12 protein-coding genes are annotated in these 12,821 nt (G+C 40.6%); 6 read left to right on the top strand and 6 right to left on the bottom strand.

Going from position 1 to position 12,821, the window contains the following annotated elements; genetic code table 11:
* Positions 1–39 precede the first annotated feature (39 nt).
* Positions 40–1,104: an FkbM family methyltransferase gene (locus EVU92_RS16170; RefSeq protein ID WP_168990029.1), complete on the top strand. Its 1,065-nt coding sequence runs from the start codon at positions 40–42 to the stop codon at positions 1,102–1,104.
* Between the two features lie 3 nt (positions 1,105–1,107).
* Here the strand turns inward: EVU92_RS16170 and EVU92_RS16165 are convergent, their stop codons facing one another.
* From EVU92_RS16165 to pseB, 5 genes are read right to left on the bottom strand one after another with little or no spacing between them, the layout of a single operon-like run.
* Positions 1,108–2,193: an FkbM family methyltransferase gene (locus tag EVU92_RS16165; protein ID WP_130052084.1), complete on the bottom strand. Its 1,086-nt coding sequence runs from the start codon at positions 2,191–2,193 to the stop codon at positions 1,108–1,110.
* Positions 2,194–2,196: 3 nt separating this feature from the next.
* Positions 2,197–3,345 (bottom strand): Gfo/Idh/MocA family oxidoreductase, encoded by a 1,149-nt coding sequence (locus EVU92_RS16160; RefSeq protein WP_130052083.1) that lies wholly within the window; start codon positions 3,343–3,345, stop codon positions 2,197–2,199.
* 60 nt (positions 3,346–3,405) lie between these two features.
* Positions 3,406–4,290 carry an aldo/keto reductase gene (locus EVU92_RS16155; protein ID WP_130052082.1) on the bottom strand — a complete coding sequence of 295 codons (885 nt, stop codon included), beginning with the start codon at positions 4,288–4,290 and terminating at the stop codon, positions 3,406–3,408.
* A complete protein-coding gene (gene pseC / locus EVU92_RS16150) occupies positions 4,287–5,450 on the bottom strand; it encodes a UDP-4-amino-4,6-dideoxy-N-acetyl-beta-L-altrosamine transaminase (RefSeq protein ID WP_130052081.1) in 1,164 nt (387 codons plus the stop codon). The genes EVU92_RS16155 and pseC overlap by 4 nt, the downstream gene beginning before the upstream one ends.
* Before the next feature lie 9 nt (positions 5,451–5,459).
* Positions 5,460–6,461, bottom strand: a complete 1,002-nt coding sequence (pseB, locus tag EVU92_RS16145) for a UDP-N-acetylglucosamine 4,6-dehydratase (inverting) (protein WP_130052080.1) — start codon at positions 6,459–6,461, stop codon at positions 5,460–5,462.
* 209 nt (positions 6,462–6,670) lie between these two features.
* On the opposite strand from pseB, the gene EVU92_RS16140 reads away from it, so the two are divergent.
* Entirely contained in the window at positions 6,671–7,456 is a 786-nt protein-coding gene (locus EVU92_RS16140; protein WP_130052079.1) for a flagellin, read from the top strand.
* Positions 7,457–7,598: 142 nt separating this feature from the next.
* On the top strand, positions 7,599–9,038 hold the full coding sequence (locus EVU92_RS16135) for a sigma-54 dependent transcriptional regulator (protein WP_055197959.1): 1,440 nt from the start codon (positions 7,599–7,601) through the stop codon (positions 9,036–9,038).
* Positions 9,039–9,067: 29 nt separating this feature from the next.
* Here EVU92_RS16135 and EVU92_RS16130 read toward each other — a convergent pair whose 3' ends face one another.
* Positions 9,068–9,658: a DNA-3-methyladenine glycosylase I gene (locus EVU92_RS16130; protein WP_130052078.1), complete on the bottom strand. Its 591-nt coding sequence runs from the start codon at positions 9,656–9,658 to the stop codon at positions 9,068–9,070.
* Positions 9,659–9,786: 128 nt separating this feature from the next.
* Here EVU92_RS16130 and EVU92_RS16125 point away from each other — a divergent pair, with 128 nt between their 5' ends.
* The 3 genes from EVU92_RS16125 to fliE all read left to right on the top strand — a co-directional run bounded on the left by EVU92_RS16125 (position 9,787) and on the right by fliE (position 12,802).
* Positions 9,787–10,899: an ATP-binding protein gene (locus EVU92_RS16125; protein ID WP_130052077.1), complete on the top strand. Its 1,113-nt coding sequence runs from the start codon at positions 9,787–9,789 to the stop codon at positions 10,897–10,899.
* A complete protein-coding gene (locus EVU92_RS16120; protein WP_130052076.1) occupies positions 10,896–12,299 on the top strand; it encodes a sigma-54 dependent transcriptional regulator in 1,404 nt (467 codons plus the stop codon). Before EVU92_RS16125 ends, EVU92_RS16120 begins: the two co-directional genes overlap by 4 nt.
* 170 nt (positions 12,300–12,469) lie before the next feature.
* The gene (gene fliE / locus EVU92_RS16115) at positions 12,470–12,802 is read left to right on the top strand and encodes a flagellar hook-basal body complex protein FliE (protein WP_130052075.1); all 333 of its coding nucleotides are present in this window, start codon (positions 12,470–12,472) and stop codon (positions 12,800–12,802) included.
* The last annotated feature ends 19 nt before the right edge of the window (positions 12,803–12,821 follow it).

Genomic DNA, 12,821 nt, shown 5'->3' with positions numbered 1-12,821 from the left:
CTATCTGGAAAAATTTTTAAAAGAAGAGGTAAGGGAGTTATGAACACAGATTTTCTACAAAAGTATTTTGAGAAGAATGCTAAGCGTTATATTTTCGGAGCAACCACTGAAGCTGAAGAGTTAATAGAAATACACAAGAATAATGACCTTGAAGTTATTGCTATTATAGATAATTTTTATCAGCAAGAATTTTTCGTAGGGCTACCTTGTATAAAGCTCGAGCAAGTACCTGAAGATGCTTTGGTTGTTTCAGCTGTTACGAATAGTAGACCTGTGGACGTAAACAATTTACTTGAAAAACACAGATTGAATTACTGCGACTATTTTTATTTTTACCGCAACTCGGGCTTTCAATGCCCAAAAATAGAGTTCTGGGAGGGAGTCCTAAGTCATTGGGAAAGTAATCAAGAAAATTACAATGAGGTTAAAAGTTGGTTTGAAGATGATTACTCTGTGAGTACTTTTGAATCAATCGTTAATTTTCGCAATAAATATGACCTAAGCTTTATGAAAGACTTTAAGTTTGATATTACAAATATGTATATCGAACCTTTTCTTAACCCATTTGAAGATCAGAGCGTTTTTTTTGACCTAGGAGCATTTGATGGCAGTGATTCAGAACGATTTTTAAGGAACTGTCCATCGGGAAATGCATACCTTTTTGAACCTATTCCAAGTCAAACTGCAATCCTTGAAAAAAAATACCAACACAACAAAGCTATTCAGGTCGTTCCGGTTGCAGTAGGGAGCATAAATAAGACTGTTAATTTTTCATTGTCAGGGACATCTTCAAAAGTTGTTGAACCAGACCAAAATGAAGACGTAATTTCAGTTCAGCAAATTAGTATCGATGAGTTTTGCAGTGAAAATAAAGTCTCGCCCAGTTATGTAAAAATGGATGTTGAAGGCGTTGAATTAGATGTGCTTCACGGTATGGAAAATACTATTTTAAGGGATAAACCAATGCTAGCAATCAGTGTTTATCATCGAGCAGAACATTTGATATCAGTTCCACAATACTTGAAAAAGTTATGCCCTGAATACAAGTTCTTTTTGAGGCATTATACCCAAGGCTATAGTGAAACCGTTTTATTTGCTGTGTAGTAATTATGTTTTTGGAATTGCGTATAATATTATTTCCAAACCGAAATCGCCATGACAATGAAGTTTGTACTCATAATTAGGGTTGTAGCTTTCAATTTGCTGAGCTATTTGCCAAATATGAGCAGGCTCATGATAGACGGAAATAGCGAGTAGCGGGGATTGGTGCGTTATAATTTCTTTTGCACCCTTCAATGCATGCGGCTCTGCGCCCTCGATATCCATTTTAATGAAATTAACCGCAGAGGCTATGCTGGTATCATCTAACGCTATAACAGGCAGAAGTTGATTGTTGTCTTTGATTTGCTGTGAGTCAGCAAACTTGCCTTGTGAAAGGTCTGCACTGAAGCTCAATATTGTATTTTCTTCCCATACACCACATGGAAATAAATAAGTCTTAATACCTTGAGAGACTAATTCTTTCGCTGTTTTGTTTAATAAGTGGAAGTTCTTTGGATCAGGTTCAAAACACTGCATTGTGTTTAACTGTATACCTGCTTCTTTTAATACTTGTGCTGCACTTGCGAGTGTATCGCCGATATATGAACCGCAATCAATAAAGTTAATCCCATTTTTCCAAAGCGGAAGTTTCAGTAACCAAGGTGGAAAGTATTGGATTTGCCAGTCATTTTCAACATAGCTTTCACTAGAGGGTGAGCTACGAAATGCGATGATATCATCAAGACACTTTTTGCTCTCATCATCGCTTAGTCTTTCTTTAAGCCAAGCTAACTGTTCTTTGTCGTTCTGTGTGCTAGAGATTAGTTTTGCTCGGTAATCCTCTGAAATAAAACGTTCTAAAACATATGGGTAGCTATTAATGATTTCATTCATGTTTAGGCATTCTTGAACACCTATTCCAATTAGATCCTGCTTAATAGCTTCACTTGTACAAGATACCGATACAAGCATGGTTACATTTTTATTGGCAATATTGTCAGGTTTGTAAATTGGACAGCCTTGGTACTCAGTTTCTTGCGTGTATAAATCGACAAAAAATTCTATTTTAATTCCATGCTCTGAAAGTGCATGATAGATTTTTTGCCCATTACCACCGGCGCCATAGATTGCTATAGGAAGGTTACTCATCATAATCTAATTACCTCTTTTAAGCTTTATCCACTGCGCTGACTCGACTGATTCTTGCGCTGCTTTAAATAAGTTCAAGCCGTCTTTTGCTTGCTCTAAGCCAAATACATAGTCATTTTTTTTGTCCGTACCAGCTAAGTAACAGCAAAGTTCTTCGTAAATATCTGTATATAAATTAGAAAAAGCTTCAACAAATCCTGTTGGGTGACCTGGCTTCATTCTGTTATATCTAAATTGGTTAGCATACTCACACTGTCCGGCTCTATCTAAGATTTCTCTGCGCCCGTCATTGTAGTTTAACTCTAATTCATCAGGGTTTAGTTGGAACCAACGCGCGCTTCCTTTGTCACCGTATATTCTGATTTGAAGTCCATTGCGGTGGCCAATAGCCGTTTTTGACATCCACATACTACCCTTTATGTTATTTGGGTAGTTCAGCAACATATTTACATCATCAATTAAATTTGGGTATTGAGAATGGTTAGTAAATTGTGCGATTGTTTCCGTTGGCTCCATTTCAAGTAAGTATGTTGATAAGTGGTGTAAATGAACTCCTAAATCTAAGCAAATGGTTGGCACTTCAAAATCTTTTAAACGCCATGCTTGCGGCATTGATGGTTTACCTGCAATATCTGGCGGCCTTCTGAACCCCTCTTGTGGCATTTCAAGGTGAATTTTTTGGATAGTGCCAAGCGCACCTTGCTTTACTAGGTGTTTCAACTCTCTGACCATCGCATAGCCACTGTAGTTGTATGTGACAGCTAGAAAGTGTTTATTTTTATCGTAGCAGGCTTCAATTTCAGCGACTTCTGCAGGGCCGGTAACAAGTGCTTTTTCGCAAATAATGGGTAAATTCGCCTTTAGAAGCGTAGTTATTACCTCAATATGATGGGGTGTTGGTGTCAGTATAACAAATGCATCAACACGGTCTTTCTCTTGCTCTACAAGCTCTTCCCAATCGTTGTATAAATGCTTTTCTGAAACTCCCCATCTCTGCGCTGTCGCACTATTTTCATCGGGATTTCTTGAGAAAGCACCTGCAACAACAGCAAACTTGTTATCGAGTTGACTTGCGGCGAAGTGAACATAGCCTACAGCTGAGTTATTGCCACCGCCAATAAAGGCAAGTTTTAATTGTTTATTGTTGTCATTCATATATATCTGCCTTTTTTGATCATAGCCATTTATCGGCAATCAATCATTTTTCTAAACTATTTATAGTTGCCAATTTGCTGGGTTGGTGAGTCTTGGATCATTAACAGTCATTTCTTTGAGCACGTCGTGACAGATTTTGATGCTGCCCTGATAGGCCTCTAAAATTTGCTCTAACTCAGACTCTGAGTTCACACCGACAACTATTTTATCTATTTCATCTTCTTTTAAAGCATATGCAAGGCTGAGTGTTAGTGACGACACACCAATATACTGCGCTAACTGATGAAATGACTCTAAATGTTGCTTCCAAGGTTTAAAGTAGTTAGCTAACTCATTGATGGGCATTAATAACAAGCCTTGTAAAAAACAAGATCTAGCGTGCACTTGAGTCTTGTTTTTCTTTAGTAATGAAAGAGCGCCAGTGTGTTTAAAGTAGGTATCAAATGCATTATAAGGTATTTGCACAAGGTTAATTTCACTCAACTGTGTGAAGCCATCCACCTCAGCACCTGAATACAAAGAAACCCCTTTACTTGCTAATTGATTTTCTAATTGTCGTTGCTTTAAACATGCTAAAACGGGCGCAACACCTTGTTTCTCGATGTCGCTTGCTTGGTGAAATAGGATTGCGCTTAGCTTTTGGGTTTTAAAATCTGAAAAACATTGCTCAATTAATGCAATGTAATGATCTGCATCCTTATGAGAAAATTGCTCTTTTTGTAGAGGAGGTAACTTAGTAACTATGTTAAAGCTGTCATTAATCGAAGGATAGGATGCCAACACTTGGTGACTCTCGCCGTAACCAAGTGCGGTATCTAATGTTGTAATGCCTGCATCTTTTGCAATATCTAAAATGGCATGAGCCTTGGCTATGCTTGGTTGACCAAGCTTATTACTGACACCGTAGTTCAAGCCGAATTGCACTGTGCCTAAAGTGAGCTTCATAATAAATCAATCAGTATTTTGATAACGAATTGCTGCTCGTCTGCAGTTATAGCAGGATGCAGAGGAATAGTAACAGCCTGTTTGTAGTACGTTTCTGCATTAGGAAAATCACCTTCCGAAAAGCCTAAAGCTTGATAATAAGGCTGTAAATGGATCGGTATATAATGCAAGTGAGCAATAATTCCTTGCTCGCGCATGCCTGTAATGATTGACTTATGTTTTTCTACTTCACACTGCGTTAAACGAACAATATATAAATGGTAGCTAGAGTAACAATCATCCGATTGTGTTAAATGAGTTACCGTTGAATTTGCAAACGCATGGTTATATGTTGTTGCAATGTCGTTTCGCATTGATACAAAGCTATCTAGCTGCTTTAACTGACTCAGTCCTAAAGCGGCTTGCATGTCAGTCATTCTATAATTAAAACCAAGGTCTAGCTGTTGATAGTACCAAGGGCCGTGACTTGGCTCGGTCATTTCTTCAGGAATATTAGTAATACCATGGCTTCGCAAACGGCTCATTTTTTTGTTGAGTTCAGCGCAGTTGGTAACCGCCATCCCCCCTTCAGCAGATGTGATTATCTTTACTGGATGAAAGCTAAACACAGTAATATCTGAATAATCACAACTGCCAACAGGCTTATCTTTATACTTGGCGCCTATTGCATGCGAGGCATCTTCAATTACCTTAAAGTCATACTCTTTGGCAAGTTCATTGATTGCTGCCATATCGCAAGACTGACCTGCTAAATGAACAGGGATCACGACCTTAGGAAGTCGCTGGTTTTGTTTGGCTAACTTTAGCTTGTCTCGAAGTGCTGCAATAGACATGTTGCCTGTTTCAAGGTCGATATCAGCAAAGTCGACTTCAGCACCACAATACAGCGCGCAGTTACTCGATGCGACAAAGGAGATTGGTGACGTCCATACGATGTCACCTTTACCTACGCCTAAAGCAAGGCAAGCAATATGCAAGGCTGAGGTGGCGCTGTTAGTGGCGCAGGCGTGGCTAGCACCGCAATACTCTGCAATGGCACTTTCAAATGCTGGAACAGCAGGGCCCTGTGTTAACCAGTCAGATTTCAAGACATCAATTACGGCATTGATGTCATCCTGTGAAATACTTTGTTTGCCGTAAGGAATTACCTTATTCGTCATAATTCAGTATTACAGTAACGCTTGGACATTGAAGTTTTTAATTTCTTCAATGCTCATATAATCAGGGTTATCGAGTGAGTTATACTCGAAACCTTGGGCAACTTGTTTGCCTTTTTCGCCAAGTGCATTTTCAGTAAAATCATTGCTACGGCTGCTGAATTTGATACCTGGAGCGATAACAAAATGATCGCTATATTCGTACGTTTCAAAGCATAAGTCGGCCGGGCACATGACTTCGTGTAACTTTTCACCTGGGCGAATACCGATTATCTTAATCGGTAAATCAGGGGCCATGGCTTTGGCAAGATCTGTAATACGAATTGAAGGGATCTTCGGCACGAAAATCTCGCCACCCAGCATTCGCTCGAAATTAGTTAGAACAAAATCAACACCTTGTTGCAGGCTAATCCAAAAGCGGGTCATTTCTTCATGGGTAATAGGAATATGGTCGCGACCTTGGTCAATAAACTTTTGGAAAATAGGCACAACAGAGCCACGAGAGCAAACTACGTTACCGTATCTTACTACTGAAAAGGTTGTTTTATGGCCGCCAGCAATATTATTAGCAGCAACAAATAACTTATCTGATGCAAGTTTAGTCGCACCATATAAGTTGATTGGGTTCGCTGCTTTATCAGTCGACAGTGCAATGACTTTCTCTACGTTATTATCAAGAGCTGCATCAATGACGTTTTCAGCACCATTAATATTGGTTTTGATACATTCCATTGGATTGTATTCAGCAGCTGGAACTTGTTTTAATGCTGCTGCGTGAATCACATAGTGCACACCTCGCATAGCACGGCGAAGCCTTTCTCTATCGCGCACATCACCAATGAAGTATCGCATACACGGTTGGTCAAACTCTTGCTGCATTTCAAACTGCTTTAGTTCGTCCCGTGAGAAGATAATGATCTTCTTAGGTTTATAGCGTTCTAGTAGCGTTTTGACGTATTTTTTGCCGAATGAACCAGTACCACCGGTAATTAAAATCGTTTTATTGTCGAACATAGCGTTACCTAAGTTATTTATCATTGGCGTAGTTATTTATAAAAGTGAAGTACGCAAAGTGAGAATTTTGACACAATTCTCAGTAATTTAACTATTAACTAATACACTAGCAAGTCAGATGCCAAGTTAATTTATCTAAACCATGGTACAAAGTACAAAATTTGGCAAATTAAGCTATAATTTAAGCAATCGGTTTGTCGGAGGCCGCCATGAAAATTCAATCACCCAATACCGGGTTTTTAAACCAAACTCAGCAAACGGGCAATAAGCTTGCTGAGCAATTAGCGTCAGGTAAAAAAGTAAACTCAGCGGCAGATGATGCTGCTGCACTACAAATTATTGATAGATTAACATCACAGCAAGATGGTTATAGCCAAGCTATTAGCAATGCGTACGATGGCATTTCTTACTCACAAGTGACAGAGTCAAACCTATCAGGTGTGAATGATGCTGTTTCTCGCATACGAGAGCTTTCTATTCAAGCGGGTAATGGTGCGCTTACAGACAGTGACAGGGCTGCACTTCAAGAAGAAGTGTCGCAATTGCAAACACAAGTTTCAGAAACATTCGAAAATGCCTCATTCGGTGGCAAACCTTTATTTGATGGTGAACAAGTGTCTTTTCAGGTTGGCCCAGATGCCAACACCACACAATCAGTGACGCCATCGGATGGCAGTATTGCTTCTGTGATTGCGGGAATCGATATTTCAACGCAAGCAGGGGCACAAGCTGCCATAGATATTAGCGACCAAGCAGCAGAGGAAATTAACGCTCAAAGAGCTGAGCTAGGCGCTTTTCAAAACACCTTAGCGAGTACGATAAAAGGTTTAGGCAACCAGCGAGAGAATATTGCTGCGAGTCAAAGCCGTATAGAAGATACTGACTATGCAAAAGCTGTGTCTGATCAAGTAGCTAATGATATTTTGTCACAAGCATCTGTTGCTTTGCGTGGTCAAGCAAATCGTTCAGCTGAATCCATTTTAGGTTTACTTTAATTCTTTAGTATTAAATTCAGGGGCTAAGTGACTATTTTTTGGCGTTGATGTCAATAAATTGCCGCTTAGCGCTTGCATCCCTCCTAAACTCGCTTACAATTTAGAAATTAACTAACCTCGTGGTAACTGTGGTTCGCCAATAATGATCTTAATTTTAGACAATAATAATAATCGTGCGATAGGTTTACATGCAGCACTTACCTTCATTGGTGAAACTGCACAATTAGTTGATGAGACTTCGTTACAGTCTTTTTGTGAAAAACATCAACAGCAAGAATGCATGGTCATTCTTGGTGCTTTACAGCAGCTAAATCACGAGGCTGTGATCAAACAGTTTCCTGCCATTCCGTTTTTATTAATTGGTGAAACACTCAAACCGTTACTAAGCATTGCTAATGTCGTTGGTTTAATTTGTGAGCCGTTTAACCATGACGTAACTACTCAGCTATTGCATGATTGTCAGCAATATCAGCGCATGCTACCGGGTGACCATAAACAAGCTAAATCCAATAAGTCATTTGATGGTTTAGTCGGTGAAACCGAAGCTGTAAAAGATGTGCGCTTTTTAATTGAGCAAGTAGCAAAAACCGATGCAAATGTGTTGATCTTAGGTGAGTCAGGCACAGGTAAAGAAGTTGTTGCACGTAACGTTCATTTACTCTCTAAACGCAATACCGGACCATTTGTGCCGGTAAACTGTGGTGCTATCCCTGGCGAGCTTCTAGAAAGTGAGCTATTTGGCCATGAAAAGGGTGCTTTTACGGGCGCTATTTCTGCACGAAAAGGGCGCTTTGAATTAGCGCAAGGCGGCACGCTGTTTTTAGATGAAATTGGTGATATGCCTTTGCAAATGCAGGTTAAACTACTACGTGTGTTGCAAGAGCGTAGCTATGAGCGAGTAGGGGGTACTAAGCCTATTCAAGCTGACGTACGAATTATTGCTGCAACTCACCGTAACCTTGAAGAAATGATTGAAAAGGGCGACTTCCGTGAAGACCTTTTTTATCGCTTAAACGTGTTTCCAATTGAAAACCCTTCGCTAAGTGAGCGTGCTGACGATATTCCTCTACTTTTAAAAGAGTTAATGCGTCGTGTTAACGAGCAAAGTGGCACAACGGCCAAATTTACTGAGCGTGCGATTCAAAGCTTAAAAGAGCATGCGTGGCCGGGGAATATTCGTGAGCTTGCTAATTTAGTTGAGCGTATGGTGATCATGTTTCCTGATAAAGTGGTTGATGTGCCAGACCTTCCAGCTAAATATCGTTATATCGAAGTTGAGGCTTATGAGCCTGAGTACCCTGAAGAGTTGATGGAGCGAGATGCGTTCAACGATATTTTCAGCACTGGCTTTAGTGATTATGATGATGAAGAACCTGATGTACCAGCAACAACGGTTGACTCAGGTTTACTCCCTGATGAAGGCATTGAGTTGAAAGAGTATCTTGCTGAGCTAGAAATCAGCTTAATCAGCCAAGCATTAGAGCGCTACGATTATGTTGTTGCACGTGCAGCAGAAATTTTAGGTGTTCGCCGCACCACACTGGTCGAAAAAATGAAGAAATATAACCTAACGCGCGACTAAGCCGCGTTAGGTGACTTCCTCGATTTTATCTATTCGTACTCACTGATTATCTCAGCCTTTCTAAAGCAATCATTGCTATGATCATTTACCATGCCGCAGGCTTGCATATGCGCATACACAGTGGTTGGACCTAAAAACTTAAAGCCGCGCTTTTTTAAATCTTTGGCAAATGCTGTTGAGGCTTCAGTAATAGCCGGATAGTCTTCTAATTTATCAAGGTTGTTTACCAAAGGCTTGCCATCGACAAACTGCCATTGGTAGTTTGAGAAGCTGCCAAACTCTTTTTGAATTTCAATAAAACGTTGTGCGTTATTGATAGTCGCAGCTATTTTGGCGCGATTACGAATAATGCCTTCAAACTGCATTAACCGTTCGACGTCGTCTTCGGTCATTTGGGCAACCTCTTCAACTACAAAGTTTTTGAAGGCACTGCGATAGCCATCACGCTTTTTAAGTATGGTATACCAACTCAGTCCCGCTTGTGCTGACTCTAAGGTTATAAACTCAAATAAACGGTGATCATCATATAATGGCACCCCCCATTCTTGGTCATGATAGGCCACATAATCTTCTTTGCTGGTATCGAGCCATGGGCAACGACAATGGTGTTCTTTTTGCATTATTCCCTCGCGATTGTCATTTTTTTGTCAGTGTTGTTTTTGTCTTTAATTTATTGAAATAAAACAAAAATAAATTTGGTACGAATTGTGCATTTAGCTAGGTAGACACGATTTTTTGAGTATTGATTATGGCCTTAGCAAATGTCCTAAAACCACAATTTATCACAGCCAAACAATATAACCCATGCTTACTACAAGAAGAGTATGTGGGTGAGTTGAGCGAGTTGCGCCAACAAGCCAGCTGGTTGGGTCATTTGGTGGATACTATGCCCGCAGGTGTAGTTGTTTTAGATGGCCGAGGTATGATCGCGAAAGCAAATCAAATTGCCATTGATATGCTAGGTGAGCCCCTTGAAGGTGAAAAGTGGTTTAGCGTTATTCAACGTTCATTTCGACCACAACAAGATGATGGGCATGAAGTATCACTCAAAGATGGTCGTTTAATTAAGCTTGATATTACTGCGCTTGCCCCAGAGCCAGGACAGTTAATTTTAATGACAGATTTAACTGAAACCAGACGTTTACAAAAGCGGATGGCACATATGCAGCGCTTAAGTGCGCTTGGCAAAATGGTTGCTTCGCTTGCTCATCAAGTCAGGACGCCGCTATCTGCTGCCATGTTATATGCCGCAAATTTAGGCTCAAAGCGTCTCCCAGAAAGTTCTCGTGGTAATTTTCATACAAAGCTAATGTCGCGTTTAAAAGATTTAGAAACCCAAGTGAATGACATGCTGTTATTTGCCAAAAGTGGCGAGCAACAAGTGGTTGAAAGTGTGTCGATGCAGCAGTTACTTAATGAAGTAAAAGCGGGTGCTGATGCTATGGTTGCTCAAAATAACAGTGAACTTAGCGTGAACTTACCAGAGCCAGATATTGAAATTGTGGGTAATAAAACCGCTCTGGCGAGCGCTATTCAAAACCTGATCCATAACAGTATTCAAATCATTGGCTCTGAGGCTGTGGTAACACTGAGTGCTGAGCGTGACGAAACTAGCGAAAACTGTGTTCGCATCAGTGTCAGTGATAATGGCCCAGGTGTTGATTTACGTCATGCCAACAAATTATTCGAACCTTTTTACACTACCAAAAGCCAAGGCACGGGGCTTGGACTTGCAGTTGTAAGTTCAGTCGCCAATGCGCACCAAGGACGGGTTGAAGTGACTAATAATGCTCATGGGGGAGCATGTTTTAGTTTGATCTTGCCAATTAGTGCAGAACCAATGTCAGCGGAGGCAAAATGAATACTAACTCTATTTTAGTCGTTGAAGACGACGCAGGCTTACGAGAAGCGCTAATCGATACCCTTGAAATGTCGGGTATTGATTGCGTTGCTGCAGATAGCGCTGAACAAGCGATGATCTTGCTTAAGCAAAATAGCTATTCATTGGTTGTTAGCGACGTGCAAATGGGCGCTATGAGCGGCCTTGACCTACTACGTAGCATTAAACTTAATTATCCTGAGCTGCCGGTATTAATGATGACGGCCTATGCCACCATTGATGATGCTGTAGAAGCAATGCGTCTAGGCGCGATTGATTACATGGCAAAACCGTTTGCCCCTGAAGTGCTTCTTAACATGGTGAGCCGTTATTTGCCTGAAAAGGAAAAAGAAACTGATGGCCCAATTGTTGCCGATCCATCGAGCATTAAGTTATTAGAACTTGCGAGTAAAGTTGCGCGCTCCGATGCCAGTGTTATGGTACTCGGCCCAAGTGGCTCGGGTAAAGAAGTGTTGGCTCGTTTTATCCACGACAAATCAAATCGTAGCGATGCCCCCTTTGTTGCTATTAACTGCGCCGCTATTCCGGAAAATATGCTTGAAGCAACCTTATTTGGTTACGAAAAAGGGGCGTTTACCGGCGCTATTCAAGCCTGTCCTGGTAAATTTGAGCAAGCTCAAGGTGGTACCATCTTACTTGATGAAATTACTGAGATGGATTTAGGCTTACAAGCTAAATTACTGCGTGTACTTCAAGAGCGCGAAGTAGAGCGCTTAGGCGGACGTAAAACTATTGAACTTGATGTTCGCGTACTCGCCACAAGTAACCGAGATTTAAAAGAAGCGGTGAGCGAAAATCTATTTAGAGAAGATTTATATTATCGCTTAAATGTGTTCCCGCTAATGTGGAAACCACTAGCTGAGCGTCCTGGCGATATTATTGTATTGGCTGAGCATTTGATAGAGCGTCATTGCCTTAAAAGTAAAGAGCCTATCGCTCAACTAAGTGAGAGTGCGAAACAAAAGCTGCTATCGCATGCTTGGCCAGGTAACGTACGAGAGCTTGATAACGTTATTCAACGGGCGTTGATATTATGTGATGGTAATAGTATTCATCAAGACGATGTTTTTATTGAAGAGTTGTTATCTGCGGATATCAAGCCAGTCGCTACGCCATCACACAATGCACCGGCTTATCAAGAGCAGCCTGTAGAGGTTAATTTAGATACCGTGCCACAAGTAAGCGAGCAAGGTAATTACAAAGACGAGCTGAAAGATAAAGAGCATCGTATTATTTTAGAAACCTTAGCGCGCTGTAATGGTAAGCGTAAAGAGGTTGCAGAAACCTTAGGTATTAGTCCACGCACTTTACGTTATAAACTGGCGCAAATGCGAGACTTAGGTATAGCCTTACCTGCATAGATTCCTTCCAAAAAGTTAAGCAAACAAGCTCACATTTTTGTGAGCTTGTTTGCTGTCAAAACTCTGACAAACCAAGAGTGCTGCTTAAGCTATTGAAATTGCTGTGTTTATTTTGTGGCACGGTTTATGCTTTATCAGTTCATAAGTAAACTGCATTGTCAGAGAGTATTATGAAAGTTCAAAACAGCGCATTATTTCAAGAAATGCAATCTATGGCCTTAGAAGCAGGCCGTAGCAACTCAATTAATAATTTACCAACACAAACTCAGCCAACATCGTCGGCACAGTTTGGTGATTTACTTACTAATGCACTTGATACAGTGAATGGCTTACAACAAGACGCTAAGCAAAAAGTAACGGCAATGGAAATGGGTGACCGCAGTGTTTCTTTAGCTGATGTGATGATTGCTTCGCAAAAGTCATCAGTGGCATTTGAAGCAACGGTTCAGGTTCGAAACAAACTTGTTGAAGCTTATAAAGAAATCATGAACATGCCTGTGTAACTAGGTAGTGGAGAATTAT

It is taken from the genome of Pseudoalteromonas sp. MEBiC 03485 (assembly GCF_004195145.1).
Lineage (GTDB): Bacteria > Pseudomonadota > Gammaproteobacteria > Enterobacterales > Alteromonadaceae > Pseudoalteromonas > Pseudoalteromonas apostichopi.
Note: the sequence above shows the minus strand (reverse complement) of the source record. Positions and strands in the feature narration are given on the sequence as shown.